Source organism: Chryseobacterium sp. BGA-UO-ETr-SB22 (assembly GCF_059567885.1).
The window spans coordinates 43,885-62,708 of record NZ_JCAQOV010000003.1 but is presented as its reverse complement, the minus strand read 5'-3'; the positions used below and the strand labels follow the sequence as shown (position 1 = coordinate 62,708).

At 35.9% G+C, this 18,824-nt stretch carries 23 protein-coding genes; 12 read left to right on the top strand and 11 right to left on the bottom strand.

Features of this window, described 5'->3' with window-relative positions; genetic code table 11:
- Positions 1-76 precede the first annotated feature (76 nt).
- The 5 genes from AC57AW_RS02080 to AC57AW_RS02060 all read right to left on the bottom strand — a co-directional run bounded on the left by AC57AW_RS02080 (position 77) and on the right by AC57AW_RS02060 (position 3,772).
- Complete coding sequence (locus tag AC57AW_RS02080; RefSeq protein ID WP_496350657.1) at positions 77-1,060, bottom strand: aldo/keto reductase; 984 nt, start codon at positions 1,058-1,060, stop codon at positions 77-79.
- Positions 1,061-1,229: 169 nt separating this feature from the next.
- Positions 1,230-1,982, bottom strand: a complete 753-nt coding sequence (locus AC57AW_RS02075) for a type 1 glutamine amidotransferase domain-containing protein (RefSeq protein WP_496350656.1) — start codon at positions 1,980-1,982, stop codon at positions 1,230-1,232.
- Between the two features lie 2 nt (positions 1,983-1,984).
- Positions 1,985-2,272, bottom strand: a complete 288-nt coding sequence (locus tag AC57AW_RS02070) for a putative quinol monooxygenase (RefSeq protein WP_047429398.1) — start codon at positions 2,270-2,272, stop codon at positions 1,985-1,987.
- A gap of 1 nt (position 2,273) precedes the next feature.
- A complete protein-coding gene (locus AC57AW_RS02065; RefSeq protein WP_496350655.1) occupies positions 2,274-3,158 on the bottom strand; it encodes an NAD-dependent epimerase/dehydratase family protein in 885 nt (294 codons plus the stop codon).
- Positions 3,155-3,772 (bottom strand): NAD(P)H-dependent oxidoreductase, encoded by a 618-nt coding sequence (locus AC57AW_RS02060; RefSeq protein WP_318849043.1) that lies wholly within the window; start codon positions 3,770-3,772, stop codon positions 3,155-3,157. The genes AC57AW_RS02065 and AC57AW_RS02060 overlap by 4 nt, the downstream gene beginning before the upstream one ends.
- Before the next feature lie 154 nt (positions 3,773-3,926).
- On the opposite strand from AC57AW_RS02060, the gene AC57AW_RS02055 reads away from it, so the two are divergent.
- The 4 genes from AC57AW_RS02055 (at position 3,927) to AC57AW_RS02040 (ending at position 7,916) form a co-directional block, all read left to right on the top strand.
- Positions 3,927-4,856, top strand: coding sequence for a bifunctional helix-turn-helix transcriptional regulator/GNAT family N-acetyltransferase (locus AC57AW_RS02055; RefSeq protein ID WP_496350654.1), 930 nt, complete (start codon positions 3,927-3,929; stop codon positions 4,854-4,856).
- 87 nt (positions 4,857-4,943) lie between these two features.
- Entirely contained in the window at positions 4,944-5,690 is a 747-nt protein-coding gene (locus tag AC57AW_RS02050) for a metallophosphoesterase family protein (protein WP_496350653.1), read from the top strand.
- A gap of 292 nt (positions 5,691-5,982) precedes the next feature.
- A complete protein-coding gene (locus tag AC57AW_RS02045; protein WP_496350652.1) occupies positions 5,983-6,918 on the top strand; it encodes an alpha/beta fold hydrolase in 936 nt (311 codons plus the stop codon).
- 101 nt (positions 6,919-7,019) lie between these two features.
- Positions 7,020-7,916 (top strand): LysR family transcriptional regulator, encoded by an 897-nt coding sequence (locus AC57AW_RS02040; protein WP_496350651.1) that lies wholly within the window; start codon positions 7,020-7,022, stop codon positions 7,914-7,916.
- Here AC57AW_RS02040 and AC57AW_RS02035 read toward each other — a convergent pair.
- Both AC57AW_RS02035 and AC57AW_RS02030 read right to left on the bottom strand, forming a co-directional pair.
- Complete coding sequence (locus AC57AW_RS02035; RefSeq protein ID WP_496350650.1) at positions 7,893-8,360, bottom strand: GNAT family N-acetyltransferase; 468 nt, start codon at positions 8,358-8,360, stop codon at positions 7,893-7,895. The two genes, AC57AW_RS02040 and AC57AW_RS02035, sit on opposite strands and share 24 nt — an antisense overlap.
- Positions 8,361-8,795 carry a GNAT family N-acetyltransferase gene (locus AC57AW_RS02030; protein WP_496350649.1) on the bottom strand — a complete coding sequence of 145 codons (435 nt, stop codon included), beginning with the start codon at positions 8,793-8,795 and terminating at the stop codon, positions 8,361-8,363. It lies immediately after the preceding gene.
- 185 nt (positions 8,796-8,980) lie between these two features.
- On the opposite strand from AC57AW_RS02030, the gene AC57AW_RS02025 reads away from it, so the two are divergent.
- The 4 genes from AC57AW_RS02025 to AC57AW_RS02010 all read left to right on the top strand — a co-directional run bounded on the left by AC57AW_RS02025 (position 8,981) and on the right by AC57AW_RS02010 (position 12,540).
- Positions 8,981-9,856, top strand: a complete 876-nt coding sequence (locus tag AC57AW_RS02025; protein WP_496350648.1) for an aldo/keto reductase — start codon at positions 8,981-8,983, stop codon at positions 9,854-9,856.
- A gap of 105 nt (positions 9,857-9,961) precedes the next feature.
- Positions 9,962-10,666, top strand: coding sequence for a DNA alkylation repair protein (locus AC57AW_RS02020; RefSeq protein ID WP_496350647.1), 705 nt, complete (start codon positions 9,962-9,964; stop codon positions 10,664-10,666).
- Between the two features lie 129 nt (positions 10,667-10,795).
- The gene (locus AC57AW_RS02015; protein ID WP_496350646.1) at positions 10,796-11,854 is read left to right on the top strand and encodes an NAD(P)H-dependent flavin oxidoreductase; all 1,059 of its coding nucleotides are present in this window, start codon (positions 10,796-10,798) and stop codon (positions 11,852-11,854) included.
- A gap of 74 nt (positions 11,855-11,928) precedes the next feature.
- A complete protein-coding gene (locus AC57AW_RS02010) occupies positions 11,929-12,540 on the top strand; it encodes a hypothetical protein (protein ID WP_318849053.1) in 612 nt (203 codons plus the stop codon).
- An 81-nt stretch (positions 12,541-12,621) separates the two neighbouring features.
- Here AC57AW_RS02010 and AC57AW_RS02005 read toward each other — a convergent pair whose 3' ends face one another.
- The 4 genes from AC57AW_RS02005 to AC57AW_RS01990 are packed head-to-tail and all read right to left on the bottom strand — an operon-like array spanning position 12,622 to position 15,882.
- A complete protein-coding gene (locus AC57AW_RS02005) occupies positions 12,622-13,959 on the bottom strand; it encodes a UDP-N-acetylmuramate--L-alanine ligase (RefSeq protein WP_496350645.1) in 1,338 nt (445 codons plus the stop codon).
- A 6-nt stretch (positions 13,960-13,965) separates the two neighbouring features.
- The gene (locus tag AC57AW_RS02000) at positions 13,966-14,403 is read right to left on the bottom strand and encodes a hypothetical protein (RefSeq protein WP_318849055.1); all 438 of its coding nucleotides are present in this window, start codon (positions 14,401-14,403) and stop codon (positions 13,966-13,968) included.
- A 15-nt stretch (positions 14,404-14,418) separates the two neighbouring features.
- Entirely contained in the window at positions 14,419-15,225 is an 807-nt protein-coding gene (locus AC57AW_RS01995) for a lysophospholipid acyltransferase family protein (protein WP_047373745.1), read from the bottom strand.
- A gap of 27 nt (positions 15,226-15,252) precedes the next feature.
- A complete protein-coding gene (locus AC57AW_RS01990) occupies positions 15,253-15,882 on the bottom strand; it encodes an NUDIX hydrolase (protein ID WP_318849056.1) in 630 nt (209 codons plus the stop codon).
- 425 nt (positions 15,883-16,307) lie between these two features.
- On the opposite strand from AC57AW_RS01990, the gene AC57AW_RS01985 reads away from it, so the two are divergent.
- The 4 genes from AC57AW_RS01985 to AC57AW_RS01970 all read left to right on the top strand — a co-directional run bounded on the left by AC57AW_RS01985 (position 16,308) and on the right by AC57AW_RS01970 (position 18,805).
- The gene (locus tag AC57AW_RS01985; protein WP_318849057.1) at positions 16,308-17,126 is read left to right on the top strand and encodes an RIP homotypic interaction motif-containing protein; all 819 of its coding nucleotides are present in this window, start codon (positions 16,308-16,310) and stop codon (positions 17,124-17,126) included.
- A gap of 116 nt (positions 17,127-17,242) precedes the next feature.
- Positions 17,243-17,641 (top strand): hypothetical protein, encoded by a 399-nt coding sequence (locus AC57AW_RS01980; protein ID WP_496350644.1) that lies wholly within the window; start codon positions 17,243-17,245, stop codon positions 17,639-17,641.
- A gap of 7 nt (positions 17,642-17,648) precedes the next feature.
- Positions 17,649-18,383: a CsgE family curli-type amyloid fiber assembly protein gene (locus AC57AW_RS01975; protein ID WP_228460185.1), complete on the top strand. Its 735-nt coding sequence runs from the start codon at positions 17,649-17,651 to the stop codon at positions 18,381-18,383.
- A gap of 11 nt (positions 18,384-18,394) precedes the next feature.
- Complete coding sequence (locus AC57AW_RS01970) at positions 18,395-18,805, top strand: curli production assembly/transport component CsgF (RefSeq protein ID WP_264519018.1); 411 nt, start codon at positions 18,395-18,397, stop codon at positions 18,803-18,805.
- Positions 18,806-18,824: the final 19 nt, after the last annotated feature.

The window sequence follows — 18,824 nt, the reverse complement described above, 5'->3', positions numbered from 1 at the left end:
AATATGAATAAAATGACTGTAAGTAATCAGTAATGATGGTATCTACAGTATTCTTCTCCCGGCCTCCGGTTTTATATTAAATTTCGCTTAAAGCTGAATTGATGAAGGTCAATTCTTCCTGAGAAAGATCAATAGACATAGCTTTTGCATTTTCGATGGCTTGCTGTGCATTTCTTGCTCCTGCCAATACAACTGTAATTGCCGGCTGCAATGTAGTCCATCTTAACACCAGTTGAGAAAGACTGGCTCCTTTTTCCTGTGCAATAGGTTCAATTTTTTCTAAGAAAGTTTTCACTTTATTCAAATCAAACTGCGAGAAATATCCGTTTCTGTGATCGTTATCTTTTAATTGGGTTTCTTTGAAATATTTACCGGTTAAAAGACCTCTTTCCATTGGGCTGTATACGATAATTCCTGAATTGTTTTCCAAAGAATAAGGGACAAGATCTTTTTCAATGGCACGGTTCAGCATACTGTAAGAAATCTGGTTGCTGGCAAGCTTTAATGTTCTGTTAGCTTCTTCCATTTGAGCCACACTATAGTTACTTACTCCTGCAGTACGGATTTTTCCTTGTTGGATCAGTAATTCTACGGCTTCCATTGTTTCGCAGATAGGAGTGGTGCCGTCTGGCCAGTGAAGTTGTAAAAGGTCAATATAATCTGTTCCTAATCTTTGTAAGCTTTCTTCAACTTCTTTGATGATGTTTTCTTTGGATGCTAATTTATATACCGGAATTGTTTTTCCTTCATCTTCAGCATCAAAGAAAAATTCTCCTTTTCCGTTGTTGCTTCCATCCCATACCAATCCGAATTTTGTTAAAAGCTGGATTTTTGAACGGTCTTTTCCTTTAATGGCTTCCCCAATCATTTCCTCACTCAGTCCGAAACCATAGAAAGGTGCCGTATCGATAGAAGTTACTCCATGATCTAATGATGCATGAATAGAGTTGATAGAGTCCTGTTTTTCATTACCTCCCCACATATTTCCTCCGATAGCAAAAGCTCCGTGTGTGATTGTTGATAATTCTAAATCTGTATTTCCTAATTTTCTGTATTCCATTTTGTTTTAAAATTTTTATATGTAAACCACCCTGTCAAAAATTCTTTGAATTTTCGCCACTCCTCTACTGAAGGGGAATTCTCGTCATTTCAATGGTTACACTTTTAAGAGCTTTTTGGATTTTAAAGAACTTAAAATCTTTTGTGACTTTTGTGGTTAAAATTATTTGTTATTTATTTAATTCTTTTAAAATAGCTTCTCCAACACTCTTTGCAGATTGAGGATTCTGCCCTGTGATCACTCTCTGATCTGCAACTACATGATTCTGCCAAAGCCCTGATTTTTCAAATTGTGCTCCTCTTTCTTTCAGTTTGTTTTCTAATAAGAAAGGAACAACATCTGTTAATTTTACTTCAGCTTCCTCTTCATTGGTAAAAGCATTGATTTTCTTTCCGTCTACAAGATATTTCCCGTTATTCAGCTTGATATTCACCAATCCTGCCGGGCCGTGGCATACAGCTGCTACAATACCTCCGTTTTCGTAGATTTTTGAGGCAATATCAGACAGTTCTTTATTGTCTGCAAAATCCCACATGGCTCCGTGTCCTCCTGCATAAAAAATGGTTGAATACTCTTTTGGGTTCACCTGTGACGGCGTCATAGAATGATCAATCTTGTTTTTATATTCTTTGTTTTCCCAGAATTCTTTGTTTACCGGATCTTTCAAATCGAAGCCATCTACTGGAGGAGTTCCGCCTTTCGGACTTACAAAGTCAATTTCATATCCTGCTTTGTGAAGAACTTCCCATGGGTGAGATACTTCTCCCAAATAATATCCTGTATCTTCACCAGTACTCCCTTTTTTATCATGGCTGGTTACAACGAATAAGATTTTCTTTTTCATATTTTTTGATTTTTTGGTTTGTGCCTGCGCGAATCCTATTGTGAAGACGGCCAGCATTAAAAACGCTAATTTTTTCATGATTAAATGATATTGGTGATATAAATCTGTGGTTTTTCCTGAAGCTTTTCATCCACCAAAGCTCCGAAAGCCTGGATGTAAGGCTGTTGATTGTGCTGATCCAGCCCTTCTTTACTTTTCCAGATTTCGTAGAAAACAAATTCGTTTTTGTCTTCAATTCCCTGATGAAGGCTATAAAGTTCGCATGCTTCCTCTTTTCTTGTTTCTTTTACCATATTCTGAAGAACTTCCAATACTTCTGCCTGGTGTTCTTCTTTGGCTTTTATAATTGCTGTAAGATGAATTTTCATATTAAATAAAATTTTCAATTGAGTTATAAATTGGTTTCCATTCCAGTTCTGTTCTTGCTTTTTTTGCGCTGCATCTGCTGTTGGATGCAAAACCGAAATAGCCGCCTGCAGGTCCGAAATTGTCAACCGCATCTTGTATACTTAAAGATTGGGCCGGTTTCAGATTATATTTTTTGCTGATCACTTCTGCAATGTTTTTTAAAGAAGAAGAACCGTTTTCCGCATAATAGATGGAACCTCCTTTTGCTTTTTCAAGGGCCAGTACATATAAATCTGCTATATCTTCAATGTGTACATTGGACCAGATGTTTTCACCTTCTCCAAAATAAACACCGTGTCCTTTTTTCTGAGAAAAATTAACCAATGCGGGAATTTGAATGCTGTCTTTTTTTATCCCCAGACCTTCTCCGTATACCATGGTGGGAACAATAACGATACTTTTTATACCTTTTTGAACAGACTGAAGAACATAATCGTTAATAAGTACCCTTGATGCCATTTCCAGTCTTGGTGTTAAAGGAACATCTTCTGTGAAAACAAAATCACTCCTTTTACCATTTTCTTTACCACCGAAAATAGCAGATCCTGAAGTAAATATGAATGTTTTATGGCTTCCTTCCATTGCCTTAATAAAATTATCTACGGCATAGGCATCATCCGCAGAATCAGCATTATGGATGACTGCATCAACACTATCAACAGCAGTTTTTATAAGATCTTCATTGTGAATATTCCCAATAATGGTTTTGATACCCAATGATTCCAGTTCCTGTACGTGAGTTTCGTTACGAACCAACCCGGTTACTTCATAATTTCTGTCAAGCAGTTTTTTAGCGATACTACCTCCTATATAGCCGGTAATACCTGTGATCAGTACTTTTTTCATGATACTAATTCTTGTTTTAATTCTTTTTCAAAAACGTTTCTTACATGTTCTCTGTAAAGCTTCATATCACGCTCTATATTGGCATTTTTCTCTACATCATGGAAGTGGAAACTTTCCATTTTCTCTAATGAGACAAAGGCATTCATTCTATGGAAACCAAATAATGGTCCATCATCTACACTTCTTTCACTGAAGAATTCTCCGGGAAGCGTGAAGGCAGTTGCAGGAGCATTCCAGCTTGTCGTCAACATATATTTTCTGCCGCCAAGCATTCCTCCTGTACCATAGTTGATTTCAGGATTCTCAGCCTTTCTTCCGTCACTCATATAAATTCCTTTTGCATGACCTGCTGTGAACACCTCATCAATATATTTTTTTAATCCGTTCGGAAGCTGAAACCACCAGATCGGAGTATGGTAAATAATGTAATCTGCCCAGACAAACTTTTGCACTTCTTCATGTTTATCATAATTTTCACTTACATTCGTTATCTTTACTTCTACGTTGTCAAATTCTTTAAGAGCTGCTAATGTATTTTCTGCAATAGTCTGATTATATTTTCCTCCGGAATGTCCGAAATTCTGTCCTCCGTTGATGATTAATACTTTTTTCATTTTTTATGATTGTTTAAATTTTACTCTGCAAAGTTAGGATGGATGTTTGTATAATAAAAATAATATAAATTATAGGGAAGTATTATAATAGTGATGGTTGTTAAAATCGCATATATTTGGTTGATTTTGTCAACTAAATATATATATTTGCTTTATGGAAAATGAGATTCAACAGATCAGAAGTTTTAACAGATTCTACACTTCGCATATCGGAATGCTGAAAAATAATTTTCTCGACAGTCCTTATTCATTAGCTGAAGTACGGCTTTTGTATGAAATTGGAGAATATAAAAACATTACTTCTCAGCAATTAACCGAACTTCTATATCTGGATAAAGGATATGTAAGTCGGGTTGTCAAAATGTTTTTAAAGGATAATATTATTGAGAAGATACAGTCTGAGGAAGATAAAAGAGCATATTTCATTATATTAACGGAAAAAGGCAACAACCTCTTAAAAGTTTTGCAGTCAAAATCTGATGAACAGATTGAGGAGATCGTTCAGCCTTTATATGCTGATGAAAAAGAGCTTCTAATCAATTCTATGAGTAGTATTAAAAGCTTATTGGCGCCAGATTATGACAAAATAAAGCTTGCCCAAAATGTGAAATTCAGAGAAGGATTGAAGCCGGGAGATATTGGTTATTTAATTTATCTTCATGGAAAACTTTATACTCAGGAATCGGGTTATGATAAGGATTTTGAAAAATATGTCATCAAAACCTTTTCAGAATTTCTGGAAAACTATTCGCTTGAAAACGATAAGATTTGGCTGGCGGAATATAATCAGCAGATTGTCGGATGTGTCGCAATTCTACATCGTTCTGATGAAGAAGCCCAGCTAAGATGGTTTTTGACGCTGCCTTTATTCAGAGGAACGGGAATTGGAAAAAAACTTTTGAATACCGCCTTAGATTATTGTAAAGAAAAAAAGTATAAAAATCTTTATTTATTAACGACCAGCGTACAGGAAAAAGCCATTGCAATGTATGAAAAAGCAGGATTTGTAAAAACGGAATCTATGGAATCTGTGCAATGGGGACAGACTCTTGTGGAAGAACGTTATGATTTGAGATTAATTTAAAGATGATATTTAGTGTTAAAAGTCATATTCAATTTCCAAAGAAATAATTTTTTGTCTCCTACATTTGTTTGATTAAAATAAAGAGTAATGATACAAATTGCTGTTTTTGGTGATGTACATGGAAATCTTCCTGCCCTGAAAGTAGTGTTGAAAGATATTGAGAAGCGAGGAATCACGCAAAAATTCTGTCTGGGAGATCTTGTAGATTTTGCTCCTTGGGGTAATGAAGTCATTGAGAGAATGCAAGAACTAAATATTCCTTGTTTACTGGGAAATCACGATGAAAGAATTGCTTTTGATATTCCTGTTGTCCCTTTGTCTAAACACTCAGAAGAAGAGACGAATGCCAGGTTTATTGCAATAGATCATTCTAAAAAACATATTACAGAAGAGAACAAACAGTTTTTATCACAGCTGCCTTTTCATTTAAAATTAAATTATAAAGTGGGGAAGAAGCATTGGTCTATTCAATTGGTTCATTCCAGTCTGGAAAGTAATGATATGTATCTCTATGAATCAGAAAATGATGAGGTTTTTGAGAATATGCTAAAAGACTCCCAGGCTAATGTTCTGGTGATGGGGCATACTCATTTATCTTTTAAAAAACAGTTTGAAAATAAGGGCTGGGCTGTCAATTGTGGTTCCGTAGGCCGTTCTAAAGAAGAAAATAGACTGGCTTCTTATGTTGTATTCACTTTAGACGAAGAAAAAATTACTCCCGAAATTGTACAATTATCATATCCTATTGATAAAACGGTCCGTGGAATTGAGGAAAGTGATATTCCTGATTATTACTCTGCTTTTCTAAAAAATGAAAAAGTATCATTATTTTGATGATTTTTATTGAAGCTCTATTCTAAAAACGAGATTCGTTTTAGACTTATTATGTACAAATAATTAAAAAAAATCTTTTCATACTTCGTTTTAAAAATTGACAAATTACATATTGTTTAAATTTTAATAAATTGATTAATAGTCGTTTGTAATTACTCGAACTTTAATCTGCATGCATTCGGACTGATTTTATCATTAAAATCGGTTCGACTTCTTTTATTCGGACTTTTCTGAAAATTATCCGGAGCATATTTGTACCAGATTATTAAAGTCAACTTAAAATTTAGAAATCATGAAAAAAACAAACCTTCTTATTTTTTTACTATTATCAGTATTTTGCTTCGCACAATTACAAAAAGGAAAAATAGATACCCTTCTTACTCCTGAAATCGGAGGAATAAAACAAGCCATAGAAATTAAAACAGATGATTCTGACAAGCCAATACTTTTATTTTTATCAGGAGGCCCCGGAAGTTCGATGAGAAAAAACGCAGATTCTTTTACAAATATTTTAAAAAATAAATTTACAATTGTTCAGTGGGATCAGAGGGATGCCGGTAAGACGCTGGAATTAAATCCTTCACCCATTCCACCTTCAGTGGAGCTTATGGGAAAAGATACCTATCAGGTTATTAATTTTCTGAGAAAAGAATTAAAACAGGAAAAAATATATCTGCTGGGAAGCTCATGGGGTAATGCTTTAGGATTTTATATTGTAAGAAATCACCCTGAAGTTTTAAATGCTTATTTTGCCGTAAACCCTGTTGTAAGTCAACTGGAGAGTGAGAAAGAATTGCTCAATATTTTAAAAGATCATTTTAAAGAAAATCCTGTTGCCCATAAAGAACTAGCAAGTGTACATATTCCGTTCAAAGTAGATGAAGACCTGTTTTATTTAAGAAAATGGCTTTTTTATAAAGACGGGAAACAGTATGTGACTGGTGATGATTTCAAAAAAGGTTTTCTTCAATGGTCAAAAACGTGGTCGCCAGCGTGGAATGAAGTTATGAATATTGATCTGCCAAAGACGCTAAAAAAAGTAGAATGCCCGATTTATTTTTTTGTGGGTAAAAATGATGTCCAAACCTCTACCAGAATTACAACTGAATATTTTAAGAAAGTAAAAGCTCCTAAGAAAGATCTGTTTTTATTTGAAAATTCCGGACACCAGATTCACAAAGATGAGTCAGAAAAATTTCAGACTACAATTATGCAGATTGTAAAATAGAATCAGAATTGAGTAATGATAACGAAAATTCACTCGCATTAAATATTCATCAGTATTATAATTATTTTGTAACTTTGCATCAGAATATTAATAATTAAATCATGGTCAATTTAGAATGGTATCGTACTTTTAAGGCGATCTATAAAACCGGGACATTGACGGGTGCTGCGGATGCTTTATTCATATCACAGCCGGGAGTGAGTCTGCATTTAAGTTCATTAGAAGCTTATGTAGGATACAAACTATTCGACAGAACCGGTAGAAAAATGATGCCAACAGAGCGTGGGAAGGTATTATTTAATGCAGTTGCAGAGCCTATTACTAAGCTGGAAGATGTAGAAAAAAACTTCCAGAAGTCTACAGAGAAACATACTCCTACCATCAGTGTCGGAATGTGTTTTGAAACTTTCCAGACGACGTTGGAACAATATGTTTCTTCATTGCCTTTTAATCTGATTATCAGTTTTGGAGAATATCCGGAAATGCTGGATCAGTTGGATAAAGGAATTCTGGATCTTATTATTACTCCGAAAAAAGGATCCTCACCCAATATAGAACATGAAGCTTTCTCTTCTGAACAGATTATTCTGGTAGGGGGAAAAGATGTGGATGTGGCAGCTTTCAATAAGGTTTTAAAAACAAAAGATGCTGAGCAGATAGAAGAATGGCTGAAGAATGAAAAATGGTACGGAACTACCGGAGATATGGAGCATCTTTTCCAGTTCTGGACTCTTAATTTTGGTCATAAGCCGAATTTCCGTCCGAATTATATTGTTCCTAATCTGAATTCTATCATCCGTTGTCTGAAAGGAGGAACAGGATTAGCCGTTATTCCTGATTTTCTATGTAAAAAAGACCTCGAAAGCGGTGAAGTTCAGCTGATCTGGGAAGGGAAGAAGAAATTGGAAAACACTCTGTATTTCGGATGTCGTAAAAAAACCAATTATCAAACTGAAATAGAGCATATTAAAGGCTTATTCCGTCAGGTGATGGCTTAATATAACCATATCGCGCATTTGTAAACCGTTTTCATAAATGGGAACTGGATAATTTTCAATAAAAAAGTTTTTCAGAATCCCATTTTTGATAAAACCGTTTTTTTCATAAAATCTGATCTGTTGGAAGCCGGTATCCGAAGTTCCAACAGTCAGTGTTTTATACTGATTTTCTTTTGCAATTTCCTTTGCTTTATCCATCAGAATACTTCCGATACCTTTGCTCCTGTAGCTTTCAATCACAGCAACGTTTTTAATTTCCAATTCTGTATCACTATTTTTGTAGAGAGCCATCACTGCAATATTTTCAATGCCGTCGTGTAAAAGATAGATCTCACAATTGAAAATATACTGATCAATAGCTTCTCTGGTTTCATCAGCCAACAACAGTAAGTGATAAGGAATTTCCGAATCAGGATTTGCTATTTTAAAAGTGAAATTTTCCATTTACAGACTCATATGAATAAGTGGATAATCCTTTCCCGAACCATCTTTTTCTGATCTTCCGATCTTTCTGAAACCCATTTTTTCATAAAATCCAATCGCTTGTGGATTCTGCTCATTCACATCCACTTTGGTCAATCCGGTCTTTTCTTTCATAAATTGATAAAGGGCTTTTCCATATCCTTTCCCACGGGCATCATCGCGAATGAAGAGCATTTCAAGATTCCCTTCTGCTACGGATGCAAAACCTTTAGCATCATTGTTATCCGTAATTAAATAAACTTCCAGATTAGGAAGATAATCTCTTGGAATAACTTCTTTAAAATAATTAAAATCCTCTTCTGCAAGAAAAGTATGAGTTGCTTTTACAGCCGATTCCCAGATTTGCATAATTCTCGGGTAATCTTCTGCAGCTGCCAGTCTGATATTTTGTGACATGATACTAAATTTAAACAAAAGTAGAGAAAATAGAGCTGGAATACCAACTAGAGGGTGGAAACTGAACGTTAGAAATGGAAATAGAGGTATTGAGCTGAGGCAACAGTAAAATTGGTAGGCAGGATTTTCGATTTTTTGTCGCAAATTTGTTTATCACTTTATATTAATAACTAAAATAAAGACTTATGCAAAAGAAAACCTATCCAGGACAACCTGTGGTAACCTTAAATAACGGAGTGGATATTCCTGCTTTAGGCTTTGGAGTATGGCAGATGGAAGACCTTAAAGAATGTGAGAATGCGGTAATAAAAGCTATTCAGAGTGGATATAGAATGATTGATACTGCTGCTATTTATCAGAATGAAACAGCTGTAGGTGCTGGGGTGAAAAATAGTGAAGTAAACAGGGATGAACTGTTTATCACGTCAAAAGTATGGGTTCAGGATCATGGATATGAAAAAGCTAAAAGTGCTTTTCAGAGAACATTAGACAGATTGCAGATGGATTATCTTGATATGTATCTTATTCACTGGCCTTATGGAGACTTTTTAGGAACCTGGAAGGCGTTGGAAGAATTATATCAGGAAGGAAAGATCAAAGCAATAGGCGTATGTAATTTTACGATTGAGAAGCTGGAAGAATTAAAAGCTAATTCAACAGTGTTGCCAGTGATCAACCAGATTGAACTGCATCCGGTATTCCAGCAAAAAGAATTGCAGGTCTATGACAGAGAAAATAATATCATAACACAGCCATGGAGCCCGCTTGGAAATGGGAATGCCAACCTTTTAAGCAATCCTGATCTGAAAGCTATTGCTGAAAAATATGGTAAGACCGTGGCTCAGGTAATTCTGAGATGGCACCTTCAGGAAGGGTTTGTAGTGATTCCGAAATCTGTGACACCATCAAGAATTGAAGAAAACTTTAATGTATTTGATTTTGAACTGACAGAAGATGAAATGAATGTTGTTCGTTCTTTAGATACAGGAAAAAGATTATTCTTTGATCCTAAAGATCCTGAATGGGAACAAAAAATGCTGAATTCCGTAGCAGATATTTAATCTTCAGATTAATAAAATAAAATAACTCCCGCAGTTTTCATGAATGTACAGATCAGGAATCTGAGTGATTGTGAAACCTGCGGGATTTTAAATTGATAATAGCCGATGACTGCAAAAGAATTCATAGAAACACTCTCGTTATTCAAAAATGAAAAAGAACTCGATAAAGTGGAGAAATTTTTCAAAGGAAATGATGGGATTACAAAGAGTTTCGGAGTGAAATTCGGAGATGTTTTTACTATCGCTAAAGAGTTTTCTGCGATGCCTTTGGATGAGATCAACAAACTTCTTGACAGCGAGTTTTATGAAGTGAGGATGGGGGCTGTAAGTATCATGGATTTCCAGGCCAGAAGTAAAAAAACGACTGATGATCAGAAGAAAGACCTTTTTGATCTGTATCTGAACCGTCATGACCGTCTGAATAACTGGGATTTTGTAGACAGAGCGGCGTGTTATATTATCGGGGAATATCTTATTGACAAACCCAGAGATATCTTATACCAGCTTGCCCATTCCGAAAGTCAGTGGGAAAGAAGAACAGCTATTGTAAGTACTCATGCCTTTATCAGGAAAAATGAGGTTGGTGATACTTTTGCCATTGCTGAAATTCTTGTTCATGATACCCATGAACTGGTGAATAAAGCGGTAGGAAGCTGGGTAAGAGAGGCTGGTAAAAAAGATGAGAAGAAATTAAGCGATTTTCTTGATGCTTATGTGAAGACAATGCCTGCTGCCACATTTTCTTATGCCACAGAAAAGCTTGATGCTGCATCAAAGCTGTACTATAAAGAACTCAGGAAGGCAAAATAAGTTTGTTCTGCATCATCTGTAAAAAATGTTGATCAACAACTTTAAAGCTTGAACTTCACTGAGTAATATCATGGTTTTGAATGACATTCATTGTCGTTTTCTTCGTAAATTTTAATAAAAATAATTCTTATGTTTTGGCCGGATACAATCAGTAAAAAACTAGGGATAAAATATCCTGTTATTCAGGCTCCGATGTTTGGAGTAAGTACAGTACAGATGGTTGCGGCTGCCGCAAAAGCAGATTGTCTGGGATCACTGGCACTGGCAGATCTTTCCGCTGATCAGTCTATTGAATTGATCAGAGAAACGAAAAAAATTACGGATCAGCCTTTCGCTGCAAATATTTTTGTACATCATATTCCTGAAGTGACCGATGCTTTAAAAGAAAAGTTTGTCAAAACCAAGCAGTTTCTCGAGCAGCTGGCCAGAGAAAATACTATTGAAGTAGAGCTTCCGGATCTTGAGGCGATCAATATAACCACTTATCATGAGCAGGTAGAGGCCATTATTGAGGAGAACTGTAAAATCTTGAGTTTTACATTCGGAAATCTGGATGATCAGAGTATTCAGAAATTAAAAGAAAACGGAGTTACCCTTATCGGAACCTGTACATCTGTGAATGAAGCTTTGCAGCTTGAAAAATCCGGTATTGATATTATTTGTGTTCAGGGAATAGAAGCGGGAGGCCACAGAGGAAGTTTTGAGGCGGAGAACATTCCGCAGATCGGAGGGTTGTCTTTGCTGTCGCAGGTGTATGATCATGTGAATGTTCCTTTAATTTATGCAGGAGGAATTTACGGAGCCAAGACCTTAAAAGCTGTTAAAGATTTAGGAGCACAAGGTTTTCAGGTGGGAAATCTTTTATTGGCTTCTCAGGAAAGTGCTTTACAGCCTTTTGAAAAGGAAAGACTGAAAAAAGTAAGAGAAGAAGAAATTGTTTTAACGAAGAGTTTTTCCGGAAGATATGCGAGAGGAATTAAAAATCAATTTATAGAAACCGTGGAAAACTCAGAATATATTTTACCGTATCCTTACCAGAATAAACTGACCAATGCATTACGTAAAGCCGCGAAATCTCTGCAAAATCCAGAATTTGTAGGAATCTGGATAGGGCAGTCTATCCATCCATACAACGAACTTTCTACTGAAGAAATTTTGAGAAATCTGATCAAAGAATGTGAAATATAGGTCAATATGTTTTCAATTTGCTGGTAATTTTCTATTTTCGTGAAATATAAAAACTAAAATCAACGAAAATAGAAATGAAATTTTCAGAGGGAATTCAGAGATCACTTCCGTTCGGCTACCTGTTTCTTGTCGTAATGGGGATATTAAAAGAAAGTGTCTATTACTACCAGATAGGCATTAATATTCTAAAATACTCAACAATCATGGACATCCTGATCAGTCCGATTGCTACTTTAACGTCTCATCCAGTCATATTGATTGCTCTTATTATCATCGTTGTATCTTCATTTGCCTTTCCATCCTATTTATCAAAGCAAAGCAATCAGAATAAAAAATGGGCTCTGAAAATGGCTTCTCTTAAAGACCATGAAAGTATGAGCAAAGAGGCTATTGAGAATCACTTTACCAATATGTTTGTAAGATTTATGGCTATGATGCTGCTATCTTTTTTCGTAGGAATAGGTTGGGGTGAAGGGATGACATTAACAAAAAGAATAAAGGAGAACAGGCTTAAATATGACTATACATTAAATTATGGTGATGGAAATTCGGAGCTGGTACACCTGATAGGATCAAACAGTATGTATTACATTTATCTGGCAAAAGGTAATAAAACAATAAAAATTGCACCGGTAGGATCCATCAAAACTGTAGAACTGACCAACAACAGGAAACTAAATGATTAGTAACTCATAAAAGAGACTTTTGTTGAGTCATAAAATAAGCATATAACAAAAAAGCTTCAGATTATTTCTGAAGCTTTTTATTTATTTTGTTAAATCAAGACCACCAAAATTTCCGGAACTCATCATTAAATAAACACCATCCGTTTTATCTAATGTATTCCAATAGGCATGAAGATCTTCAGCATTTGTAAAAACCTTTAAATTCTCATTCTTGAATTTTTCTTTGATAAATTCAGGTGATATAGGCTCCATTCTCTTAATTTTCAAAGCATCCTCAGAATAGAAAACGACAGCTTCATCCAGTCCGTCCATTGCATGGTCATACTGCTCAAGGAAAGCAGGATTTAAACTGGAATACGTGTGAAGTTCCAGAAATCCATATTTCTTATTATTTTTAAACTGTTCTATGAATGCCTTTACAGCAGCCTTTACCTTGCTTGGTGCATGGGCAAAATCTTTATAAAGTGTTCCTTTATCTTCTCTTTCTACTTTCTCAAGACGTTTGGACGCTCCTTTGAAGCTCATAATAGCTTCATAGAAGTCTTCATCCATAATACCCAGCTGTCGGCAGATATGTCTTGCTCCTTCCATGTTCAACAGGTTGTGGGCTCCAAAAACAGAAAGCGGAACATCTCCCATTTCAGTTTTTAAATATACCTTACCATTATTGATTTCGTATTCAGGAGTTTTGTAAGGGATTTTTCTGAAATAGTTTTCAGCATTTTCCACTACTTTCACCACTTCCGGATCCTCTTCATTGTATACCAGAACTCCTCCCGCTGTAATGCTTGCCACAAACTTTCTGAACTGATCAATATAATCATCAAACGTTTTGAAAACATTGATATGATCCCATGCAATACCGCTCATCAAAGCAATATTCGGCTGATACAATAAAAATTTCGAGCGCAGATCAATAGGAGAAGAAAGGTATTCATCACCTTCCAAAACCATGAAATCATTATCCTGAGTAAGTTTTACCATACAGTCGAAACCTTCAAGCTGAGCTCCTACCATGAAATCCACATCTTTTTGGTGGAAATTCAAAACGTGAAGAATCATTGAAGTAATGGTTGTCTTACCATGTGATCCCGCAATGACAACTCTCGTTTTATTTTTTGACTGTTCGTAGAGAAACTCAGGGTAAGAATATATTTTCAGACCCAGTTCTTTTGCTCTTGCCAGTTCAGGATTATCCTGATGGGCATGCATGCCAAGAATAACAGCATCAATATCCGGAGTGATCTTTTCCGGGAACCAGCCCATTTCCTGAGGCAGAATTCCTTTCTTTTCCAAACGGGATTTTGAAGGCTCAAAAATAGCGTCATCAGAACCTGTCACCTGATATCCTTTGTCTTTTAGTGCAATCGCAAGATTATGCATGGCGCTTCCGCCAATGGCAATGAAGTGGGTTTTCAATTGTATTTACTGTTTTTTAACATTAGTATTAATGATCTGCTGGAAAGCTTCAAGAATGTTTTTCCAGTTGGTCTGATAATTCGAAATGATCATGCTGGCATCAGATTTACTCCCTTCATTAGGACCTTTCTTGATATTGATAGAAGTTGAAATATTATCGTAGATTTTTTTACGGTCTTCCTGTATTCTTCTGAAATTGTTCTGAGAAAGCACCTGATCCAGTTTCTTTAAATCCTCATCAGAGATTTTAAAATCCTGCTTGTATTTCTTGCCCTGCCCTTCAAAAGAGTAGTGTACATTATTTCCTTTTATAAGCAGATTTTCATATACAGGAGCATAGCCTCCACTTTTCGAATAGCTGATATCAAAATCCGAATATACTTTTTGGCTGTTGCATGAAACTAATACTATGATTGCGAATAAGATTCCAAGTATTTTGTTCATAATTTTTAATTTACTTTAATTATTTGAGTCCTTTTGTTCTAATTTTTTAGCTTTAAGTTCTTCATCATAACTGTGTAATAGGTTGAAATCTTCTGTCTGCTCAATAGCAGTCATGATTTTCAATAAAATTTCCGGTGCTTTTTCATTATCATAATCAATATCCAAAGGAGCTTTGAATTCCATCGTAGGTTTTACACCGGTTACCTTTACGCGGAGTCCTTTTTTATCAAAAGCTCTTCTGAATCCGTTTATTTTGATTGGAATTACAATAGGACGCTGATTCTTTACCAATTTGGCTGTTCCTCTTCGTCCCTGTGCAAAAGCAGAAGTAGTTCCTTGAGGGAAAGTTGCTACCCAGCCATTGTCCAATGCTTTCATAATATTATCTACCTCACTCATGTCTACCATTCTGTTGACATTTTTTCCTTCGGCTCTCCATGTTCTTTTTACCGTTACAGCTCCTGCGATTTTGAAGATCTTGGGAAGAATACCTTTATTCATGGTTTCTTCTGCTGCCACATAGTAAAAATCAATCTTGGGATTCAGTAGGTAGATCGGGTTTTTTATCGTGTTTAGATATCCGTTGTTCACAGCACAGAAGGCATGGTACATTGCTGCCACATCTGCAAAATAAGTCTGATGGTTGGATACAAAAAGTACGTTAGAATCCGGAAGATCCACCAGGTGCTCTGTCCCCGTTATCTTTAACTTATTAAATCCGTTGAATCTTCTGTATGATACAACTCCTAAAATAAAAATAATAAACCTTTTCAAAAAATAAGGTGTTCCGAATGCATCGGTGAAAATATTTTTCTTCGCCATTTCTCAATTAAACACGGTAGTGCAAAGTTACATTTTTTTCAGCAACTGACTGAATTCACTTAATATCATCGCTGTAGCACCCCAGATAATGTATCCGTTAAAATTGATAACAGGAACCTCATATCCGTTTGCGTTAGGCAGTGCCATGATTTCGGGGGTATCTGACAAATTTAGAAAAGAAGTGATCGGAAATTCTATCGTTTCCACAGCTTCTGTCTGCTGAAGAATGAAGGCAGGGTTCTTTTTCGTATAGGAAATATAAGGATATACATAAAAATTGCTCGGTGGAACATAAATAGGAGACATTTCTCTGATGATCCTTAGATAATGTTTGTCTATCCCGATTTCTTCGGAAGTTTCCCGAATTGCGGTTTCAGCAAAATCTCTGTCCATCTCTTCACGCTTTCCTCCAGGCAGTGAAATCTGCCCGCTGTGTCTGTCGTGCTCATTAATGGTTCTTTGAATCAATGGAAAATACCACTCGTTGTCTTTCAGATACAGTACGATATTAACAGCCGCAAATTTGGGATTCTTTGCCAATACTTCATCATACGTAAAAACGGGACGGGAGGGAGGTGAGAAGACCCCATGTGCATGTTCACCGGGAAGTTCTACCGTTTTTATTTTTCGTAATAAATCTTTTCCAAAATTTTCCATACCTCAAATTTAACAATATATCTTGAAGAAATAATGGCCTTAACATTAATTAACCTATGCGGATATTAGCATTAAAGATGAGTTGCCGTGAATTTTCCTTTGCAAGTGAATAATAAATAGTGGGTGACGATAAATAGTTTAAAACCCAAAACTGTGAAGTGTCAATGCTCATGATAAACTTGGAATGATGAGTGATAATCATGACCTTGTAAAATTCAATATTCACCACTTACTGAGTTACTTACAGGGCTTAAAATGACTCCCGTGTTTTCCCGTAACTGAAAACAATGACCCCCATACAACGGCAAATAGTGACCCTTACACCTATAAACAGTGACTTTTGAAATTTACACTTTGATGGTGGTTTTTCACTTTGATGCAGAGGCTACCTTTGCCTTACTATTAACCAATTAATTTTTACTAAGATGAAAAATTTACTTACAGGTGTACTTACACTATTCGCCATGAGTTTCGGATTTGCACAATTCAATATTGATGTAACTACCCAAACAGGAAACTTAAATGTTGCTACTGTGGATCAGACTGGTCTTTTGAACATCAACTCTTTGACACAGACAGGGAATCGTAATACCGCAGACATTGATCAGGTAGGTATTTTGAACGTTAATACTGCACAAAGTATAGGAAACAGAAACTCTATAGATGTAGATCAGGTAGGTATTGGAAACTCAAATCAAGTAATGCAGATGGGAAACAGAAACTCTGCTTCCACATGGCAGCTTGGAGTTCTTAACTCTACAGAACAAACTCAGATCGGAAGAAGAAATGATGCTTCTTCGGTACAGGTAGGATTAGGTAACTCTGTCGTTCAATATCAGGACGGAAGAAGAAATGACGCTTCAGCTATTCAGTTAGGTAGTGGTAATGAAGCATATCAGGTTCAGCTGGGAAGAAGAAATGACGCCAGTGGAATTCAGATAGGAGCCAATAATGTCCTTGTTCAGTATCAGGATGGTAATGATAACAGTGCTACTCATGTACAAGCAGGAACAGGTAATATCGCAGCTTCAGTACAGATAGGAGATGATAATACCTCTGTGGGAGTACAGGCAGGTAATGCCAATCAACTTTATCAGTTCCAGTTAGGTGATTCCAACACAGCAATTGACCTTCAAATGGGTAACGGAAACTTTACCTGGGTAACTCAGACTGGTGACTCTCATATTCATGTAGGAACTCAGATGGGTAACGGAAACTCAATGATTGTGAATCAATCCAATTAAGCCCTATAACACATACTGTAAATCTTAGAAATTGTAAAGGAGAAACTACAGGGTTTCTCCTTTTTTACCTCCAATTTTCTTCGGTTAGCATCAGTATCTTTAACACACTATAGGCCATGTTTACTTTAAGATGGAGTGTTTTTGCTCTTTTCGCATTATTGCGATTGCAGGCACAGGAAATCGACTGGGATAAGATCAACAGTAATACAATCTTTAATCTTATAGCCAGGCAGCAGATTGATCAGACTTCATACGGTACCAATATCATTCAAATAGGTGATTATAACAATGCCGAGCTTTCTCTGAATGCCAAAACTAATATTGCTGTAAAACAACTGGGAGACTTTAATACGCTTTATTTTATCAATTCATTTACAGATAAAGAAACTAAAGCCGCAGTTACCGCACAAGGAAACAACAATATTATTGATGTCACGGGAAGCAATAGTATTTCGGATGGAATCCAGATCAACGTAAAGGGAGATAATAAAACAGTTTTCATGAGAAACTATTAAAATACAAATGATGAAACTTTTATATTCCCTTAGCCTGAGCACATTTTTTAGCTTCCTGTCTGTATGGACTTATGGGCAGGAAGATAAAAAAGTAAACGCAAGAATAGAAAGCAGCCTCCTTGAAAATCAGATTATACTGAAAGCAATTGTAATGAATAATACCACCGTTTACAAGGAACTGAATTACCTTTTGGTTTCTATCAAAAAAGGAAACGGAGGAAACCTTTCAAACAATCAGCAAAGTGGTAAATTTTCTGTTAATCCCAATGAAGTCAAAATACTGTCAGAGATCAGTGTCAATCTTGAATCAAAAGATGCCTTGAAAGCCTTTCTTTATATCAGAGACGAAGAAACCCAAAAACTAGTCGCCAAAGATAGTCTGGAGCTTAACAGTGATCTTTTTAAAAAGAAAACAGCAAAGGTAGAAGAAGATGCGGCTTATGAATTAAGAGGACTTACCATTGATGAAACCAAAACTAAAGTTGGAAAAGATTTTTATGATCTGTTTTACATGCAATACAGCCAGCTTCCGGATAAAAGCAGCAGTGCCGTCACCATTACAGAACTTCCCCTTCGTGGAACAAGCGGCCAGATCAATATTCAGATTGAGGATAAAATTATTTACAGTTTTATGACTAATCCTGCAGAAGATTATTTAAAAGAACAGCTGGTCTACAGCTTAAAATATATCAAAGAATTTAATGCTAAGAAAAACCTTATTAAAAATGAATTTATCTACTAAAAATGTCCGCCATGAAAACCTTTATCATTTTTTTGACCTTTATTGCGGGTATTTTCTACGGAAAATCTCAGCAGCTCGTCTACAAACCGGTCAATCCGGCTTTTGGAGGAGACACGTTTAATTATCAGTGGCTTTTGAGCTCTGCCAATGCACAAAACCAATTTGATGAAAAAAATGATTTCAGCGATCTGCTGGATCGTGTAAATTCTCTTGACAGCTTTACCCAGAGTCTCAACAGACAGATTCTCAGCGAACTTTCAAGAAAACTGTTTGATGAACAGTTTGGTGATGGAAATATAAAGCCCGGAAATTATCTTTTCGGATCGCTTTACTTACAGATTACCAATACTAATCAGGGACTTTTAATCAATATTTTGGATACCAGCAATGGCGATCAGTCCGAGATCGTAATTCCGAAATAGGAAATAACTAAAAATAAAC

Excerpts from the sequence above, each read along its gene's own strand:
- AC57AW_RS02080 (WP_496350657.1), bottom strand. The coding sequence starts at position 1,060 with ATGGAATACAGAAAATTAGGAAATACAGATTTAGAATTATCAACAATC.
- AC57AW_RS02075 (WP_496350656.1), bottom strand. The coding sequence starts at position 1,982 with ATGAAAAAATTAGCGTTTTTAATGCTGGCCGTCTTCACAATAGGATTC.
- AC57AW_RS02070 (WP_047429398.1), bottom strand. The coding sequence starts at position 2,272 with ATGAAAATTCATCTTACAGCAATTATAAAAGCCAAAGAAGAACACCAG.
- AC57AW_RS02065 (WP_496350655.1), bottom strand. The coding sequence starts at position 3,158 with ATGAAAAAAGTACTGATCACAGGTATTACCGGCTATATAGGAGGTAGT.
- AC57AW_RS02060 (WP_318849043.1), bottom strand. The coding sequence starts at position 3,772 with ATGAAAAAAGTATTAATCATCAACGGAGGACAGAATTTCGGACATTCC.
- AC57AW_RS02055 (WP_496350654.1), top strand. The coding sequence starts at position 3,927 with ATGGAAAATGAGATTCAACAGATCAGAAGTTTTAACAGATTCTACACT.
- AC57AW_RS02050 (WP_496350653.1), top strand. The coding sequence starts at position 4,944 with ATGATACAAATTGCTGTTTTTGGTGATGTACATGGAAATCTTCCTGCC.
- AC57AW_RS02045 (WP_496350652.1), top strand. The coding sequence starts at position 5,983 with ATGAAAAAAACAAACCTTCTTATTTTTTTACTATTATCAGTATTTTGC.
- AC57AW_RS02040 (WP_496350651.1), top strand. The coding sequence starts at position 7,020 with ATGGTCAATTTAGAATGGTATCGTACTTTTAAGGCGATCTATAAAACC.
- AC57AW_RS02035 (WP_496350650.1), bottom strand. The coding sequence starts at position 8,360 with ATGGAAAATTTCACTTTTAAAATAGCAAATCCTGATTCGGAAATTCCT.
- AC57AW_RS02030 (WP_496350649.1), bottom strand. The coding sequence starts at position 8,795 with ATGTCACAAAATATCAGACTGGCAGCTGCAGAAGATTACCCGAGAATT.
- AC57AW_RS02025 (WP_496350648.1), top strand. The coding sequence starts at position 8,981 with ATGCAAAAGAAAACCTATCCAGGACAACCTGTGGTAACCTTAAATAAC.
- AC57AW_RS02020 (WP_496350647.1), top strand. The coding sequence starts at position 9,962 with ATGACTGCAAAAGAATTCATAGAAACACTCTCGTTATTCAAAAATGAA.
- AC57AW_RS02015 (WP_496350646.1), top strand. The coding sequence starts at position 10,796 with ATGTTTTGGCCGGATACAATCAGTAAAAAACTAGGGATAAAATATCCT.
- AC57AW_RS02010 (WP_318849053.1), top strand. The coding sequence starts at position 11,929 with ATGAAATTTTCAGAGGGAATTCAGAGATCACTTCCGTTCGGCTACCTG.
- AC57AW_RS02000 (WP_318849055.1), bottom strand. The coding sequence starts at position 14,403 with ATGAACAAAATACTTGGAATCTTATTCGCAATCATAGTATTAGTTTCA.
- AC57AW_RS01995 (WP_047373745.1), bottom strand. The coding sequence starts at position 15,225 with ATGGCGAAGAAAAATATTTTCACCGATGCATTCGGAACACCTTATTTT.
- AC57AW_RS01990 (WP_318849056.1), bottom strand. The coding sequence starts at position 15,882 with ATGGAAAATTTTGGAAAAGATTTATTACGAAAAATAAAAACGGTAGAA.
- AC57AW_RS01985 (WP_318849057.1), top strand. The coding sequence starts at position 16,308 with ATGAAAAATTTACTTACAGGTGTACTTACACTATTCGCCATGAGTTTC.
- AC57AW_RS01980 (WP_496350644.1), top strand. The coding sequence starts at position 17,243 with ATGTTTACTTTAAGATGGAGTGTTTTTGCTCTTTTCGCATTATTGCGA.
- AC57AW_RS01975 (WP_228460185.1), top strand. The coding sequence starts at position 17,649 with ATGATGAAACTTTTATATTCCCTTAGCCTGAGCACATTTTTTAGCTTC.
- AC57AW_RS01970 (WP_264519018.1), top strand. The coding sequence starts at position 18,395 with ATGAAAACCTTTATCATTTTTTTGACCTTTATTGCGGGTATTTTCTAC.